The organism is Pantoea sp. UBA7232 (assembly GCF_002473195.1).
Taxonomy (GTDB): domain Bacteria; phylum Pseudomonadota; class Gammaproteobacteria; order Enterobacterales; family Enterobacteriaceae; genus Pantoea; species Pantoea eucrina.
Genome location: NZ_DKTK01000018.1, coordinates 109,742 through 126,401 on the forward strand (window position 1 = coordinate 109,742; position 16,660 = coordinate 126,401).

The 16,660-nt window shown below is 55.3% G+C and carries 14 protein-coding genes; 6 read left to right on the top strand and 8 right to left on the bottom strand.

Features of this window, described 5'->3' with window-relative positions; genetic code table 11:
- The first annotated feature begins 66 nt into the window (after positions 1–66).
- From B4056_RS14990 to pdeR, 4 genes are all read left to right on the top strand, one after another.
- A complete protein-coding gene (locus B4056_RS14990) occupies positions 67–2,001 on the top strand; it encodes an exoribonuclease II (protein WP_094110938.1) in 1,935 nt (644 codons plus the stop codon).
- 180 nt (positions 2,002–2,181) lie between these two features.
- Complete coding sequence (locus B4056_RS14995; RefSeq protein ID WP_094110939.1) at positions 2,182–4,248, top strand: carbon starvation CstA family protein; 2,067 nt, start codon at positions 2,182–2,184, stop codon at positions 4,246–4,248.
- Entirely contained in the window at positions 4,241–4,537 is a 297-nt protein-coding gene (locus B4056_RS15000) for a YbdD/YjiX family protein (protein WP_039384547.1), read from the top strand. Before B4056_RS14995 ends, B4056_RS15000 begins: the two co-directional genes overlap by 8 nt.
- Positions 4,538–4,690: 153 nt before the next feature.
- Complete coding sequence (pdeR, locus tag B4056_RS15005) at positions 4,691–6,673, top strand: cyclic di-GMP phosphodiesterase (protein ID WP_288655177.1); 1,983 nt, start codon at positions 4,691–4,693, stop codon at positions 6,671–6,673.
- Between the two features lie 15 nt (positions 6,674–6,688).
- Here the strand turns inward: pdeR and B4056_RS15010 are convergent, their stop codons facing one another.
- Both B4056_RS15010 and araD read right to left on the bottom strand, forming a co-directional pair.
- Positions 6,689–7,555, bottom strand: a complete 867-nt coding sequence (locus tag B4056_RS15010; RefSeq protein WP_039384553.1) for a crotonase/enoyl-CoA hydratase family protein — start codon at positions 7,553–7,555, stop codon at positions 6,689–6,691.
- Positions 7,556–7,868: 313 nt separating this feature from the next.
- Complete coding sequence (gene araD, locus B4056_RS15015; protein ID WP_150034463.1) at positions 7,869–8,564, bottom strand: L-ribulose-5-phosphate 4-epimerase; 696 nt, start codon at positions 8,562–8,564, stop codon at positions 7,869–7,871.
- A gap of 316 nt (positions 8,565–8,880) precedes the next feature.
- On the opposite strand from araD, the gene osmB reads away from it, so the two are divergent.
- On the top strand, positions 8,881–9,099 hold the full coding sequence (gene osmB / locus B4056_RS15020) for an osmotically-inducible lipoprotein OsmB (RefSeq protein ID WP_039384556.1): 219 nt from the start codon (positions 8,881–8,883) through the stop codon (positions 9,097–9,099).
- A 62-nt stretch (positions 9,100–9,161) separates the two neighbouring features.
- Here the strand turns inward: osmB and yciH are convergent, their stop codons facing one another.
- The 5 genes from yciH to pgpB all read right to left on the bottom strand — a co-directional run bounded on the left by yciH (position 9,162) and on the right by pgpB (position 12,750).
- A complete protein-coding gene (gene yciH / locus B4056_RS15025) occupies positions 9,162–9,485 on the bottom strand; it encodes a stress response translation initiation inhibitor YciH (protein ID WP_113655176.1) in 324 nt (107 codons plus the stop codon).
- A complete protein-coding gene (gene pyrF / locus B4056_RS15030; RefSeq protein ID WP_288655180.1) occupies positions 9,485–10,192 on the bottom strand; it encodes an orotidine-5'-phosphate decarboxylase in 708 nt (235 codons plus the stop codon). Before pyrF ends, yciH begins: the two co-directional genes overlap by 1 nt.
- 187 nt (positions 10,193–10,379) lie before the next feature.
- On the bottom strand, positions 10,380–11,549 hold the full coding sequence (gene lapB, locus B4056_RS15035) for a lipopolysaccharide assembly protein LapB (RefSeq protein ID WP_113655174.1): 1,170 nt from the start codon (positions 11,547–11,549) through the stop codon (positions 10,380–10,382).
- A gap of 6 nt (positions 11,550–11,555) precedes the next feature.
- On the bottom strand, positions 11,556–11,861 hold the full coding sequence (locus B4056_RS15040; RefSeq protein ID WP_039384565.1) for a LapA family protein: 306 nt from the start codon (positions 11,859–11,861) through the stop codon (positions 11,556–11,558).
- Between the two features lie 124 nt (positions 11,862–11,985).
- Positions 11,986–12,750, bottom strand: coding sequence for a phosphatidylglycerophosphatase B (pgpB, locus tag B4056_RS15045; RefSeq protein ID WP_094110941.1), 765 nt, complete (start codon positions 12,748–12,750; stop codon positions 11,986–11,988).
- 225 nt (positions 12,751–12,975) lie between these two features.
- On the opposite strand from pgpB, the gene ribA reads away from it, so the two are divergent.
- Positions 12,976–13,569 carry a GTP cyclohydrolase II gene (ribA, locus tag B4056_RS15050; RefSeq protein ID WP_039384570.1) on the top strand — a complete coding sequence of 198 codons (594 nt, stop codon included), beginning with the start codon at positions 12,976–12,978 and terminating at the stop codon, positions 13,567–13,569.
- A gap of 32 nt (positions 13,570–13,601) precedes the next feature.
- Here the strand turns inward: ribA and acnA are convergent, their stop codons facing one another.
- Positions 13,602–16,283, bottom strand: coding sequence for an aconitate hydratase AcnA (gene acnA, locus B4056_RS15055; protein WP_094110942.1), 2,682 nt, complete (start codon positions 16,281–16,283; stop codon positions 13,602–13,604).
- Positions 16,284–16,660 lie beyond the last annotated feature (377 nt).

A 16,660-nucleotide genomic window follows, 5' to 3' on the forward strand; every position in this document is an offset into this window, starting at 1 on the left:
CTTGCCGCGCGCCCCTGATTCGCGTAAAACTGTCCACCGCTCTTAGGCCACGAAACTGACTAAATTATGTTCCAGGATAACCCGCTGCTCGCGCAGCTGAAAGAGAAGCTTCACGCGCAGAATCCGCGCGCCGAAGGCGTTGTGAAAGGCACAGAAAAAGGCTTTGGCTTCCTTGAAGTTGATGCTCAGAAAAGCTACTTCATTCCGCCACCGCAAATGAAGAAAGTGATGCACGGCGATCGTATCACCGCGGTGATCCACACCGATAAAGATCGTGAAAGTGCAGAGCCGGATACCCTGATTGAGCCGTTTCTGACGCGCTTCGTCGGCCGGGTGCAGAAAAAAGACGATCGTCTCGCCATCGTGCCGGATCATCCGCTGCTGAAAGATGCCATTCAGTGTCGCGCCGTGCGCGGTCTGACGCACGATTTCCAGAACGGTGACTGGGCTGTGGCTGAAATGCGTCGCCATCCGCTGAAAGGCGATCGCGGCTTTTATGCTGAGCTGACTGAATTTATCGTTACCGCAGACGACCACCTGGCGCCGTGGTGGGTCACGCTGTCGCGCCATAACCTGGAGCGCGAAGCGCCAGAGAGTGAATGCGGCGGAATGCTGGATGAGCAGCTGACGCGTGAAGATCTCACCGCGCTGAATTTTGTCACCATCGACAGCGCCAGTACGCAGGATATGGACGATGCGCTCTATGCGGAAGCGCAGGCGGATGGCAGCCTGCTGTTGACCATCGCTATTGCCGATCCGACCGCTTACGTAGCGGAAGGCAGCGAGCTTGATAAGCTGGCCGCCCGGCGCGCGTTTACCAACTACCTTCCCGGCTTTAACATTCCTATGCTGCCGCGCGAGCTCTCCGATAATATCTGTTCGCTGCGCCCGCATGAGAAACGTCCGGTGCTCGCCTGCCGGGTGACGGTCCAGCCGGATGGCGCACTCGCTGACGACGTGCATTTCTTTGCAGCCTGGATTGAATCCAAAGCCAAACTGGTTTACGACAACGTCTCAGACTGGCTGGAAAACAGCGGCAGCTGGCAGCCGGAAAATGAGGCGATTGCTGAGCAGATCCGTCTGCTGCATCGTCTCTGCCTGGCGCGCAGTGAATGGCGTCAGACCCATGCGCTGGTATTCAAAGATCGCCCCGATTTCCGCTTCCTTCTGGGAGAGAAAGGCGAAGTGCTGGATATTATCGCTGAACATCGTCGTATCGCTAACCGCATGGTTGAAGAGGCGATGATTCTGGCCAACATCTGCGCGGCGAACGTGCTGCAGAAAAAACTGGGTTTTGGCATCTACAACCTGCACACCGGCTTCGATCTGGCCAACGCTGAACAGGTAGCCGGCGTGCTGGCTGGTCACGGCATTACCGTCGATCCGCAGGCCATTACGACACTGGAAGGGTTCCGTCAGATGCGTCGCGAACTCGACGCGCAGCCGACTCAGTATCTCGACAGCCGCATTCGCCGTTTCCAGAGCTTTGCTGAGATTGGCACCGAACCCGGCCCGCACTTTGGTCTGGGTCTGGATGCCTATGCGACGTGGACCTCACCGATCCGTAAATTTGGCGATATGATCAACCATCGCCTGCTGAAAGCTATTGTGCGCGGTGAGAGCATTGCCCGTCCGCAGAGTGACGTTACGGTTATCATGGGTGAGCGTCGCCGCCTTAACCGGATGGCTGAGCGCGATGTGGGTGACTGGCTTTATGCGCGTTTCCTGACGCCTTTCGCCGGCAGCGAGCGCAAATTCAGCGCCGAGATCATTGATGTATCGCGCGGCGGTATGCGCGTACGCCTGCAGGAGAACGGTGCGGTGGCCTTTATTCCGGCGCCGTTTATTCATGCGGTACGCGATGAGCTGGTCTGCTCGCAGGAGAGCGGCACGGTGCAGGTTAAAGGTGAAGTGGTGTATCGCGTCACCGATATTATTGATGTCACCATCGCCGAAGTGCGCATGGAGACCCGCAGCGTGGTTGCCCGCCCGGCAGCCTGACGGCGCTCATAGTGCGGGATAACAGATGTTATCCCGCCTCTTCTTTTCTGCTCTGCTTTAAAATTTGTATCGCGCTTCACACTTCTGCTTTTACTACCTTTCGTTAACATTTTTTTACCTTACTTTTAACTCGTTGTATTTCGCTTGCCTGTTTTTCCGGCCTCTACAAGGAGTTAACTCATGAACAACGTCAAAACCGGCATCGTCTGGTTAGCAGTGGCGTTAATCGGTGCTGGCGCATTTGCCATGCTTGCGCTCAGCCGCGGCGAACATGTCAATGCGGTCTGGCTGGTTATTGCATCGGTCGCCTGCTACAGCATCGCTTACCGTTTCTATAGCCTGTTTATCGCCCGCCGCATCTTCGAACTTGACGACCGCCGCCGTACGCCGGCAGAGCGCCTCAGCGATGGTCTGGATTATGTTCCGACCAACAAATGGGTGCTGTTTGGTCATCACTTTGCCGCCATTGCCGGTGCAGGACCGCTGGTCGGACCGATTCTGGCCGCACAGATGGGCTTTCTGCCGGGCACTATCTGGATCCTGGTAGGGGTGATGCTCGCCGGCGCGGTGCAGGACTTCCTGATCCTGTTTATCTCTACCCGCCGTGACGGGCGCTCGCTGGGTGAAATGGCGCGCCAGGAGCTGGGCTCTTTTGCCGGCGTGGTGACGATGCTCGGTGCGCTGGGCGTGATGATCATTATTCTCTCTGCGCTGGCGCTGGTGGTGGTTAAAGCACTCGCTAACAGCCCGTGGGGACTCTTCACCATCGCAGCTACCATTCCCATTGCGCTGTTTATGGGCGTCTATATGCGCTTTCTGCGTCCGGGAAAAATTGCTGAGGTTTCCCTTATCGGTTTTGTACTGATGATGGCAGCGATTATCTATGGAGGCGATGTGGCCGCCGATCCTTACTGGGGCCCCTTCTTTACCCTTAAAGGCACAGAGCTGACGTGGGTGCTGGTGATCTACGGTTTCGTCGCCTCTTCGCTGCCGGTCTGGCTGCTGCTGGCACCGCGCGACTACCTCTCCACCTTCCTGAAGATTGGCGTTATTGTCGGGCTGGCAATAGGAATTCTGTTTGCTATGCCGGAGCTGAAAATGCCGGCGGTCACAAAATTCATTGATGGCACCGGCCCGGTGTTCTCCGGTGCGCTCTTCCCGTTTTTGTTTATCACTATTGCCTGCGGGGCTATCTCCGGGTTTCATGCGCTGGTCTCCAGCGGCACCACGCCTAAACTGGTAGAGCGCGAAAGCCATATCCGGTTTATCGGTTACGGCGCCATGCTGATGGAGTCGTTCGTGGCTATTATGGCGCTGATCTGCGCCTCGGTACTGGACCCGGGCGTCTACTTCGCCATGAACTCCCCGGCTGCGCTGATTGGAACCACCGTCGAGAACGCGTCGCAGGTGATTAATGGCTGGGGCTTTGTTGTCACGCCGGAGATGCTGAGCGGCATTGCACGTGACGTCGGTGAAAGTACGGTGCTCTCACGCGCCGGTGGCGCACCCACCTTCGCCGTGGGTATGGCACACATCATCACCGAGGTATTCAACAGTCGCGCGATGATGGCGTTCTGGTATCACTTTGCCATTCTGTTTGAGGCCTTATTTATCCTGACCGCCGTGGATGCCGGCACCCGCGCCTGCCGTTTTATGGTGCAGGACTTAGTGGGTACCGTGGTTCCGGCAATGGGCAGCAACCGCTCCTGGCTGGGGAATATGGCCGGCACCACCGTTGCCGTTGCCGGCTGGGGCTTTTTTGTCTATCAGGGGGTGGTCGATCCGCTGGGCGGGATCAATACGCTGTGGCCGCTGTTCGGCATTGGTAACCAGATGCTCGCCTCAATGGCGCTGATCCTCGGGACAGTGGTGCTGTTTAAGATGAAAAAACAGCGCTACGCGTGGGTCACTATTCTCCCTACCGCATGGTTATTTATCACCTCGATGACCGCGGGCTGGCAGAAGATTTTTCATGAAAAACCCGCCATCGGCTTTCTGGCTCAGGCGCGCAAATTTCAGCAGGGCATCGACAATGGCATCGTGATCGCCCCGGCCAAAAGCGTGGCGGATATGCAGACCATTATCTTCAGCAATCAGATCAACGCGGCGCTGTGCGGCTTCTTTATGCTGGTTGCAGTCACCATGCTGGTTGCCGCCTTCTTTGTTATTCGTCGTGCGCTCCGCAGCACGTCACCGACCGTGCGCGAAGCAGAGGTTTCACTGCGTAAGGAGGTACGCCATGTCTGAGTCCATCTATCGCTGGACGCCTCCCGGCGCAGGCTGGCAGATAAAGCGCTGCTTACTGATAGTGAGTGCCGCTGATACCCCGCCGCTCTCCCGCTGGCAGCAAATCTGGCGCGGATTGCAGCAGAGCTTTCGTTTAATGGTTGGCGTGCACGATTATCAAACTTATCTGAAGCATATGCGCCTCCATCATCCTGAAACGCCGCCCATGGATGAGCGCACTTTTCACCGGCACTGTCTCAATGCCCGCTTTCCGAGCCAGGCTGGAAACCCCGGCAGATGTCCCTGCTGATGATTATAAGCCCCGTTTTCGGGGCTTTTTCGTGCCATTCTTTAATAAAAACAAAAATATATTCGGTTTGCATCTTGTGCTTACGCAGGAGGTTGAATACTGTTGCTAAAATAATGAGATAGAGTCTTAGAGACATGGCCGGAGGAAGTTTAAATGACCGATGAACAGGGGCAAACCTTGCTGTATGCCTTGTTTGGCACCACCAGCCCCCATTGGCGGTTAACCTCTGACAGTGACGCACTGCATTTTGCCGAAGATGAAAATGCCAATACCAATCTGGCCGTTTCGCTTACTCCGGCGCAGGCCAGTCTGTTACGGGCGATGACGGTGATCACCTCCAGCATTAATCTTACTCTGCCGCTGCACGGAACCCCGGTGCCAATGCACTTTGTCGGACGTAAAGTGAACCAGTCTACCTGGGCCGGCACCGCCTCTGCATGGGGTGATACGTCGTCGGTTGCCCGCGATCTCACCCAGGGACTCTCTTTCGCCGAACAGGTGGTATCTGAAGCTAACTCGGTTATCGTTATCCTCGACCAGCGCGGTAACATTCAGCGCTTTAATCGTTTGAGTGAAGAGTATACCGGCCTGAAAGAGCAGGAAGTTATCGGTCGTAACGTCTTTCAGCTATTTATGACCCGGCAGGAGGCGCAGGCTTCACGCCGTAATATCACCGGTTTTTTCCGCGACGGAAATTCGTATGAAGTTGAGCGCTGGGTCAAAACCAAAAAGGGTCAGCGACTGTTTCTGTTCCGTAATAAGTTCGTTCACAGCGGCAGCGGGAAAAATGAAATTTTCCTCATCTGTTCCGGTACGGATATCACCGAAGAGCGACGGGCACAGGAGCGGCTTCGGGTGCTGGCAAATACCGATACGGTCACGGGTTTGCCTAATCGTAACGCTATTCACCAGCAAATTAGCCTGGCACTGGAGCTGGCGAACGGTTCTCAGACCGGCGTGGTCTACCTCGATCTCGACAATTTTAAAAAGGTAAATGACGCTTACGGTCATATGTTCGGCGATCAGCTGCTGCAGGCGGTATCGCTGGCTATCCTCAGCTGCCTGGGCAAAGATCAGACGCTGGCACGTCTTGGCGGCGATGAATTTGTGGTGCTGGCTGAGCATACCAGTCAGGCGGCGCTGGAGGCGATGTCGTCGCGTATCCTTGAGCGGCTGCGGCAGCCCTTTCGCATCGGGCTTATTGAGGTTTACAGCGGCTGTTCTATCGGGATCTCACTGGCTCCCCTGCATGGCGAAGATCGTGAAAGCCTGATCCGCAATGCGGATACGGCCATGTATCATGCCAAAGAGAATGGCCGCGGCAAGTTCTGCATCTTCACCAGCGAAATGAACAAGCGGGTCTTTGAATACCTCTGGCTCGATACCAATCTGCGTAAAGCGCTGGAGCAGGATCACCTGGTGGTCTATTACCAGCCTAAGGTCGATCGCGACGGCGAGGTGCGCAGCGCCGAAGCGCTGGTACGCTGGAACTCTCCGGAACGCGGCATGGTCTCGCCCGGCGACTTTATCCCCTATGCCGAAGAGTCCGGTCTGATTGTCCCGCTGGGCCGCTGGGTCATGCTTAATGTGCTGCAGCAGATTATAAAGTGGCGCAGTGAAGGCATTTTTCTGCGCGTTGCCGTCAACGTCTCCGCGAAACAGCTTATCGATCAGAGCATCTACAGCGATCTGAAAAATGCGCTGGGCGAAGCGGGGCTGACGGCATCCCCGATCGATATTGAATTAACTGAAAGCTGCCTGATTGAGAATGAAGCGGGTGCGCTTAAGCTCATGAAACAGTTTCAGGAGCTTGGGGCGCAGGTACATCTTGATGACTTCGGCACCGGCTACTCTTCCCTTTCTCAGCTGGCACGGGTACCCATTGATGCCATTAAGCTGGATCAGAGTTTTGTCCGGGATATCAACAAACAACCGGTTTCGCAATCTTTAGTGCGCGCGATTGTGGCGGTTGCCAAAGCCCTTGAGCTGCAGGTGATTGCAGAGGGTATTGAAACCAAAGCGGAAGAGAAATTTGTTCTCACTAACGGTGTGGATGGGCGCCAGGGCTATTTTTACGCCAAACCAATGCCCGCAGAACAGCTCGGGCATTGGCTGAAGCATCCTGCCCGTGTTTAACTCTGCGCGGAAGTATTATCCGGCTTTACGTAATGAAGCACTGTGGCGATTTTGTAACTGCACCAGGCGCTCCATATAGGCGATATCCTTGGGTTCAAGCGTAAAGGCATAATCTACCCAGTCCTCCGTAATATCCATCAGTTCAGCACGTGACAGCTGCAGTACGCGCTGGCGCGCTTTCAGCATGGCACGCACGCCATTCAGCTTAGGCCGTAAGGTATCGATAAAGGTGCGCGTCGCGCGGTACGCTTCACCCGGCTGGAACACTTTATCGACCAGGCCGCGCGTCTCATACCACTCTGCACTGTGCGACTCTCCTTCACAGATCAGCTCTTCTGCCAGCTTCATACCGGAACGACGCGCGACCAGCGAATAGCCACCCATTCCCGGGAACAGATTAAACGCAATCTCCGGGAAACCGAGACGCGCGCTGTTCTGTGCCAGAATGAAATGGTGCGCCAGCGCGGCCTCAAAGCCTCCGCCCAGAGCGCTGCCTTCAATCATCGCCAGCGTTACCGCGCCAGTATCAAACCCGCGAGCCGCCGAGTGAATGCAGTCGACGCAGGCCCGGGCATAGGCACGCAGCGCTTCGCGACGGTTGTTGCGAATGCACTCAACAAAAAAGCGCAGATCGCCACCGGCGTTGAACATCTGTGGGACTAAAGAGCCGGTTACCCAGAAATCGATCGGCAGTCCGGAGCGCTGAGCCGTATAGCTCAGGTTCATGATCTCCTCGATTAATTCATGGTTGAAGCTTGGGCGTGGCTGAGCCCGCAACATCATCCACATGGTGCGACGCCCTTCCTCGTAGTAAGCAACAAGTTGGGTGGTCTGTCCCGCTTCGGTAAACAGGCGGCAGGTTGGTTGGTTAATAACGGTCATAGTCTCATCCTCTAATATTTATGTGATGCGTTTAACGCCACATCAGCGTAATGCAGAGTGAGGCCAGACCAAATGAGAGATTGATTTATAAAGCAAAATCCAGAAGTATCCCTGAACAGGGGGGTGAAAAATCATTAGCGCCATTTCAGGATAGAGCAGAGCGAAAGCCAGAGTACATGAGATCGCCTAACGCGTTGTGAATAAAGACGATTTAGCACACTGCACGCGCGTGAATCACGCATCGTTAGCCAGGAATTTACTGATGCAGCGATAAAAAAAGCGCCCGCAGGCGCCTGAGGCTGTAAGAACAGCCTTATTGTCCATACCATGCATTTTTACCGTGTTTGCGCAGGTAGTGCAGATCCAGCAGATTTTGTGAGATAGGCGGGAGTTCAGCTCGCAGCTGTTCGGTATGCAGCGCCATATAGGCGACCTCCTCCAGGACCACCGCACTGTGTACTGCCGCCGCCGCATCGCTGCCCCATGCGAAAGGCCCGTGAGAGTTAACCAGCGCTGCGGGAATTGCGGCGGGCTGAATATTACGATGGGCAAAAGTTTCGATGATGACCTGTCCGGTATTCCACTCATACTCCTGCTCGATCTCCATGCGCAGCATGGCGCGGGTGCAGGGGATCGTGCCGTAGAAATCATCCGCGTGGGTCGTGCCCCAGGCGGGTATATCGCGTCCTGCCTGTGCCCAGATGGTTGCATGCCGCGAGTGCGTATGAACGATACCGCCAATATCGGGCCACGCCTGATAAAGCGCACGATGCGTGGCCGTGTCCGATGAGGGTCGTAGCGCGCCTTCGATCACCGCACCACTCCCCAGATCTACCACTACCATGTCATCCCGCTGCATCTTTTCATATCGCACCCCTGAAGGCTTGATCACCAGTACACCCTGCTCTCTGTCAATGGCGCTGACGTTGCCCCAGGTGAACGTGACCAGGTTGTAGCGCGGTAAATCGAGATTCGCTTCCAGTACCTGCTGCTTTAGCGCTTCCAGCATCATTGTTCTCCACCAGTCTGTGATAGAGAGATTGTGCGCAGAGAGGGGATCGGATGTTATGGAAAGAATGGCTGAATGCTCAGTGGAAAGTCGCTGTCTCGTCATAAATGCGGCGCAGATTCAGCGTTTTCTGTCTGCCGACTGCGCCGCAGCGTTTAAAATTAAACAGGACCATTCGGTTTCAGGATATTTACGCTGGCAGACAGCATAAACCCGGCGGCCTGGCCCAACTTTTCCATCCGGGAATAAAGAACTTTGCCGTCGGGCATCTATACTTATTGCTGTTGCCTCTGAGCCAATCATCAAGGAGATATCTATGACTACAACAGTGAAACGTGTATCCGTTGCCGTGCTGGCAGCAACATTAGTTGTTGCGCTGAGCGGCTGTTCAAACTGGTCTAAACGCGATCGCAACACGGCAATTGGTGCCGGTGCCGGTGCTATTGGTGGTTCAGTCCTGACCAACGGCAGTGGCCTGGGTACCGTGGGCGGCGCGGCGGTGGGCGGTATTATCGGCCATCAAATCGACCGTTAATTTTTTGCAGGCTACACAGCAGACACCCTTTTGTCCGGGCCACAATGCGTGGCCCGCTTTCATTAACCGCCCGCCAGCTTAACCTTCATGCCTTTGGCTTCGAGCAGCGTTTTGAGCAGGTCACGTTTATCCCCCTGAATCTCAATCACGCCCTCTTTTACCGCCCCCCCGCAGCCGCACTTTTTCTTCAGTTCTGCGGCAAGAGTAGCCAGCGCGCTGTCGTCCAGGTTGATACCGGTGATCAGACAGACGCCCTTGCCTTTACGTCCGCTGGTCTGACGCTGAATGCGTACAATACCATCGCCGCGCGGTCGCTGTGGCTTCTCCTCTGCCGGCACAATACGCCCGCTGTCGGTGGAGTAAACCAGTGGATTGTCCTGCGCCATTACGCCTCCTGTAACGATGTAATAATCTGCTGCAGCGTGGCAGCCGGATCGGCTGACTGCGTAACCGGACGGCCGATAACCATATAATCAACCCCGGCCTGCTGCGCCTGCAGAGGCGTCATAATACGGCGCTGATCGCCAGCGTCGCTGCCTGCCGGTCGGATACCGGGCGTGACCAGCGCAAATTCGCTGCCGAACGCCTGTTTGAATGCAGCCGCTTCATGGGCTGAGCAGACGACACCATCCAGGCCACACTGTTGCGTGAGGCGCGCCAGCCGCTCTGCCTGTTGCGCCGGTGACAGGGTGATGCCCAGTCCGCGCAGATCCTCTTCATCCATGCTGGTCAGCACGGTTACAGCAATCAGCAGCGGTGCATCTTTTCCAAAAGGCAGCAGCGCCTCGCGTGCAGCCTGCATCATGCGTGCTCCCCCGCTGGCGTGCACGTTCACCATCCAGACGCCCAGCTCTGCGGCAGCGGCTACGGCATGTGCGGTGGTGTTGGGGATATCGTGAAATTTCAGATCGAGAAAGAGATCGAATCCGCGTGCCTGCAATGTCCGGACCACTGACGGACCAAACAGCGTGAACATCTCTTTGCCTACTTTGAGGCGACACTGAGCAGGATCAATACGGTCCACAAATCGCAGTGCGTCATCCAGATTACTGTAGTCGAGCGCCACCAGAATGGGTGAAGGGGTTAAAGACATAACGTTTCCTCATAAGCAGGCACAGGGGCAACAAACGGCCTGCATTCTACCTGCCATGCTGCGGCAGAACAATCTTACGCCCGGGATACGTGACCTGTTGAGCCATATGCCGGTGTCTGATGCGCGATAATGCGATTATTAAAAAGTACGTTGTAACTATTGTGCCTGTTTTTTTTTAAAATAGCTGTTACTGCCCGTCAAGTCCTCTGATCGGTTTTATTGAAGACCATGCCCGGCAGGATGGGCAGTGCCAGTAAAGTGCGTAGGCGGTAAAACCGCATTTATGGCAACGATAGCGCGGTTTGGTGCGGATCTGTTCACCAACCATATCGCGCAGAACCATCAGACTCTCTTTTGCCCGGCCATCTTCCGCTTCATGCAGGTGAAAGTCCATTAGCCGGTGGAAGACGCGCATGGTCGGATGACGCTGCAGCTGGCGATTAATATAGAGCTGTGCCGCTTCCGGCCCCTGCTGCTGCTCCAGAATATCTGACAGATAGAGCTCAGCGGCGGCACCGGTATTCTCTTCGGTACAGCGCTGCAGATAACCGGCCCACACCTCTGGCTGCGCCAGCCGCTGATAGCAGGTTTCCAGCATCGGCAGCGTTTCGCTGACCAGTTCTTTATCCTGATCCAGCACCCGCTGCAGACGCTGTGCTGCTTTCGCATACTCCCCCTGCTCCATCAGGATGCGTCCCATCATGATGGAAACGCGCGCGCTCTGATGATCGGCCGATTCACCTTTTTTCAGCAGTGACATTGCGCGATCGAGATCGTCACTGCTCATCGCCTGCAGCGCCAGCTCACAATAGAAGTGCGCAATCTCGCCTTTTTGCTTCTCTTTTCCCAGTCTTACCAGCTTCTCAGCAACGTCGATCGCTTTCTGCCAGTCGCTGGTTGCCTGATGAATCAGCAGCAGCTGCTGCAGAGCGGCAATGCGAAAATCGGTTTCATCCGTTAGCTGACTGAACATATCTTCTGCGCGATCGTAGAGGCCCGCCGCCATATAGTCGCGGCCAAGCTGCTGAATCGCCAGCAGTCGCTGGTCGTAGGTAAGCGAGGCGCTTTCCATCAGCGACTGGTGAATACGTATAGCGCGATCTACCTCGCCGCGTGAGCGAAACAGATTACCGAGCGTCAGGTGCGCCTCAACCGTACCACTATCTTCTTTCAGCATGTCGAGGAATAGATCGACGGCTTTATCCTGCTGATTTGAAAGCAGAAAGTTTACCCCGGCCACATACTCTCGTGACAGGCGGTTCGCTTCCTGTTGCTTATTCTGGTACGCGCTGCGTCGTCCCATATACCAGCCGTAGGCCGCTGCGACCGGGAGAAGCAGAAACAGCAATTCATGCATTGAACATTAATCCCGACGACCTGTAGTCGATACGGTGGTGGCTGCCGAAGCGTGTTCGTTTTGCGCCTGCATACGCTTCAGTTTACGCTGAGCATGTGCCAGTGAAACGCGGATGCGTAACCAGAATAGTCCGCAGATTGCCCAGCCCAGTAAAAAACCGGCGCCAAACAGCACCGCAAGCAGCGTGGAGATACGAAATTCACCCTGCGCCAGCAGATAGTTGAAGGTCACCACCTGATCATTGTGAGCACCCAGCGTCACTGAAATGATAAAAATGACCAGTACCACCAGAAAAATCAGCAAATATTTCACAATGCGTCCTGTCGTAGAGTTTCCAATAGAGTATGCCAAAAAAGCGCGTACCATGCTGCTTTCACGTTATCAGTTAGCTGGCTTTGCGCAAGCGTAATCAGCTATATGGGGGCAGTTCGGCTGATTACAATCCGTCGTCGCGCGCTTTGACTTCGCGCTGCTCATCAGGCGGAAGCGTAAGCGGACCGCAAAAGCGCTGCGCCAGCCAGGTCGCGACGGTCACCAGCAGCCAGGAGATAAGGGTTGCGACAATCAGGTCGCGCGGCCAGTGCATACCCAGCACCAGCCGGCTGCCCATCACCATAATGGCCCAGCTGAACAGCACCACCAGCGTCACCACCCGGCGACGCGGCCAGAGCAGGCCCATTGCCAGCAGCGCCCAGCTGGCAGCAAACATAGTATGGCCGGAAGGAAAAGCAAATCCTGTTTCAAATGCCCAGTGCTGCTTTAACCAGCGGGGAATTTGCGTATCGCTGGCCAGCAGCGCATTAACCATCTCGCCCCGCTGTTGCCGTTTCAGCTGATAAAATTCATCGTTGCTGATGCCATGCTGCTGCTCCAGCCAGACCACATAGGGTCGCGGCTCCTGCACCTGCTCTTTAATCCATGACTTCGTGTACTGCCCGGCGAGAATCGCGCCATTCATGATAATCAGCAGCAGGATAGCAGGCTTAAGGCGGAAGCGCAGACACCAAAGCATCCAGGCGCTCAGCACGCTGCTGGTGATAATCCCCCACGGGCTGGTGACGGTTTCCGTCATCCAGAACAAAAAGCGCAGCACTCCCCCGCTTTCACCCGGCTGCCATTGCCAGCCCGACAGCCAGACGCAGAGTGGCATCGCAATTAATAAGAAGGCACCCAGAGTCGTGCGCTGCACTATTTTCAACATACTTTGGCTTTTCCTGCGGGTTATAATGCGTTTGCTGAATAACTTTAGCTGAAAAAAGAATAACATACCTAAAGCGGCTTGGATAATCGTGCTTTATCACTACAATCTTTCTGACTGATTAGCGGGCCTGCTTGTGGATATGGCACAATAGACACAATTTTCGGGTCAGTCGGCCCGTGCGTTATCAAGATGATAGCGCATCCTCTGAAGGTTCTGGAGAATCACATGCAGCTTAAACGGGTAGCAGAAGCTAAACTGCCCACGCCATGGGGAGATTTCCTGATGGTAGGTTTTGAAGAACTGGCAACCGGCCACGATCATGTGGCGCTGGTTTACGGTGATATCAGCGATCATACGCCCGTGCTGGCGCGTGTCCACTCTGAGTGTCTGACCGGTGATGCGCTGTTCAGTCTGCGCTGCGACTGCGGCTTTCAGCTTGAAGCGGCGTTAACAGCGATTGCTGAAGAGGGGCGCGGGGTGCTGCTGTATCACCGTCAGGAAGGCCGTAATATCGGTTTACTGAACAAAATCCGCGCCTATGCGCTGCAGGATAAAGGCTATGACACCGTCGAGGCGAACCATCAGTTGGGCTTTGCCGCTGATGAGCGTGATTTCACCCTGTGCGCTGATATGTTCAAATTACTGGGTATCGATGAAGTGCGCCTGCTGACAAATAATCCGCGCAAGGTTGAGATCCTCAGCGAAGCGGGCATTAATATTGTTGAGCGCGTGCCGCTGATCGTCGGGCGCAATCCAAAAAATGCCCACTATCTCGATACCAAAGCGGAAAAGATGGGGCATCTGCTGCCGAAATCCTGAGAGAAAAGAAGCCGGGCAAGCCCGGCTTTTTTTTAGTTCAGCATATTGCGGATAACATAGTGCAGTATGCCGTCATTGCGGTAGTAAGTCAGTTCCGTTGCCGTATCGATACGGCAGCGTGCGGCCACCTGCTCCTCACTGCCGTCTGCGCGGGTCAGAGTAACATTGACCGTGCAGCCCGGCGTCAGCTGCGCCAGGTCAGCAATATCTATCCGCTCCTCACCGGTTAACTGCAGCGTCTTACGGGTAACGCCCGCCGGGAACTCCAGCGGCAGGATCCCCATACCAATCAGGTTTGAACGGTGAATACGCTCAAAAGACTCAGCGATCACGACGCGTACTCCCTGCAGGCGCGGTCCTTTAGCAGCCCAGTCGCGGCTGGAACCTGAACCGTACTCTTTCCCGGCCACCACGGCGAGCGGCACGCCCTCTTCTTTATATTTCATTGCGGCATCATAAATAGCCAGCGTTTCATTACCCGGAAAATGCCGGGTGTAGCCGCCTTCCGTACCGGGCACCATTTCATTGCGGATACGAATATTGGCAAAGGTACCGCGCATCATTACTTCATGGTTACCACGGCGCGACCCGTAGGAGTTAAAGTCGTTACGCTCTATGCCTTTCGCCAGCAGATAGCGTCCCGCCGGACTCTCAGCCTTAATACTCCCCGCAGGCGAAATGTGGTCAGTGGTGACTGAGTCACCCAGCATCGCCAGAATACGGGCGCCGCGAATATCCTCAAGCGGCTTTGGCGTTTTCTCCATGTCATCAAAGAAAGGTGAAAGGCGGATATAGGTCGATCCTTCATCCCAGTCGTAGGTTGCCGCTTCACTCACGGAGATTTGCTGCCAGTCCGGCGTCCCGTCAAACACTTCCGCATACTCTTTGCGGAACATGCTGCTGTTAACCAGCTGCACCGAGGCGGCGATCTCTTCCGGTGATGGCCAGATATCTTTGAGATAAACATCCTTGCCGGTCTGATCCTGACCGATAGGCTCGCTCTGCAGATTGATGTTCATATTGCCGGCCAGCGCATAGGCCACCACCAGCGGGGGTGAAGCCAGCCAGTTAGTTTTAATCAGCGGATGTATACGGCCTTCAAAATTACGGTTCCCGGAGAGCACGGCGCCAACGGTCAGATCGCCCTCTTTTATAACGCTTTCGATCTCATCCGGCAGTGGCCCTGAGTTACCAATACAGGTTGTACAGCCATACCCCACCAGGTTGAAACCGAGTTTGTCCAGGTAAGGCGTGAGACGGGCTGTGGCCAGATAGTCAGATACCACTTTTGATCCGGGGGCCAGGGAAGCTTTTACCCACGGCTGGCGCTTCAGCCCGCGCTCAACCGCTTTTTTTGCCAGCAGGCCGGCGGCCATCAGCACGCTGGGGTTTGACGTATTGGTACAGGAAGTAATCGCGGCAATAACTACCGCACCATCATCAAGCTGATGCGACTGGCGGGTTTCACTGTCGCGATAACTGACCGCTTTATGCGGCTTTTGTGCGTGGTTGATCTCCAGCTCATTACTGGCGGCAAACGCGGCGGGCACATCGCCCAGCGCCACCCGATCCTGCGGGCGCTTAGGTCCTGCGATACTCGATTCGACGTCAGCCATATCCAGCGCCAGCGTGCTGGTAAAGATCGGCTCGTCGCCCGCATTTCGCCACAGGCCCTGCTGCTTCGCATACGCTTCCGTCAATTTAACCTGCTGCTCATCGCGCCCGGTCAGCGTCATATAGCTCAGGGTGACGTCATCAATCGGGAAGAAACCGCAGGTGGCACCATATTCGGGTGCCATGTTAGCGATCGTTGCGCGATCGGCCAGCGGCAGATCGGCCAGCCCGTCACCGTAGAATTCGACAAATTTGCCGACAACGCCATGCTTACGCAGCATCTGGGTAACGGTCAGCACCAGATCGGTCGCGGTAATGCCCGGACGCAGTTTGCCAGTCAGCTTAAAGCCAACCACATCGGGAATAAGCATTGAAACCGGCTGACCCAGCATAGCCGCTTCCGCTTCGATGCCGCCAACGCCCCAGCCCAGCACGCCCAGCGCATTGATCATCGTGGTATGCGAGTCGGTACCCACCAGCGTATCAGGCCAGGCAACGTTTTTGCCCTCCAGCTCTTCATGCCAGACGGATTTACCCAGATATTCCAGATTAACCTGATGACAGATGCCGGTACCCGGCGGCACCACGCGGAACCGGTTGAACGCTTTCTGTCCCCAGCGCAGGAAAACGTAGCGCTCGTGATTACGTTCCATCTCCAGCCTGACGTTTTCGCCAAAGGCGTCATCGTTACCGAAGCGATCGACGGTTACGGAGTGGTCAATAACCAGATCCACCGGGGACAAAGGGTTAACTTTTGCCACATCTCCGCCCAGTCGTGCGACTGCTTCGCGCATAGCGGCAAGATCGACCACGGCGGGTACGCCGGTAAAATCCTGCATCAACACGCGTGCCGGACGATATGCAATCTCCCGGTCAGCATGGGCGGTTTGCTGCCAGTCTGCCAGCGCCTGAATATCTTCAAGGGTAACGGACTCGCCATCCTGCCAGCGCAGCAGGTTTTCCAGCAGCACTTTCATCGATTTCGGTAAGCGATCAATATTGCCGGTATGCTGTGCAGCTTTAGCCAGACTGTAATAATGATAGGTGTGTGCCCCGACCGCCAGCGTATCCTGACTTTGCTCGCGTAATGTTAACGACATGTCTCCTCCTTTAATTCCTTAGGCTAAACCTCAGAGAGTGCAAGGTTTAGCTTAAAGATAGACCACATTTTCGTTAACGTTTTGATAACAACCCGAAAGGGCACTGGGTGCTACAAACAAAAATGCCCCGACCTGAGTCGGGGCATTTCCATAAATTCGGTGATAAGAAGCGTCGGTTACATAAGAGCCCAGGCTGCCGCTGCCCAGAAGGCAAATGAGAAAGCATAAACGCTAAGCCATGAAAAAGTGGTTGTATTCATTCGTCACTCCTTCCCGGTTCTCGGGCTAAATTTTCTTTAATCTTCAGTAATCTACTGTCGACGCTTATTTGCAGTGTAAGGTCATGGGCTTTTTGCTGGCCCGCCGGAATAACCGGA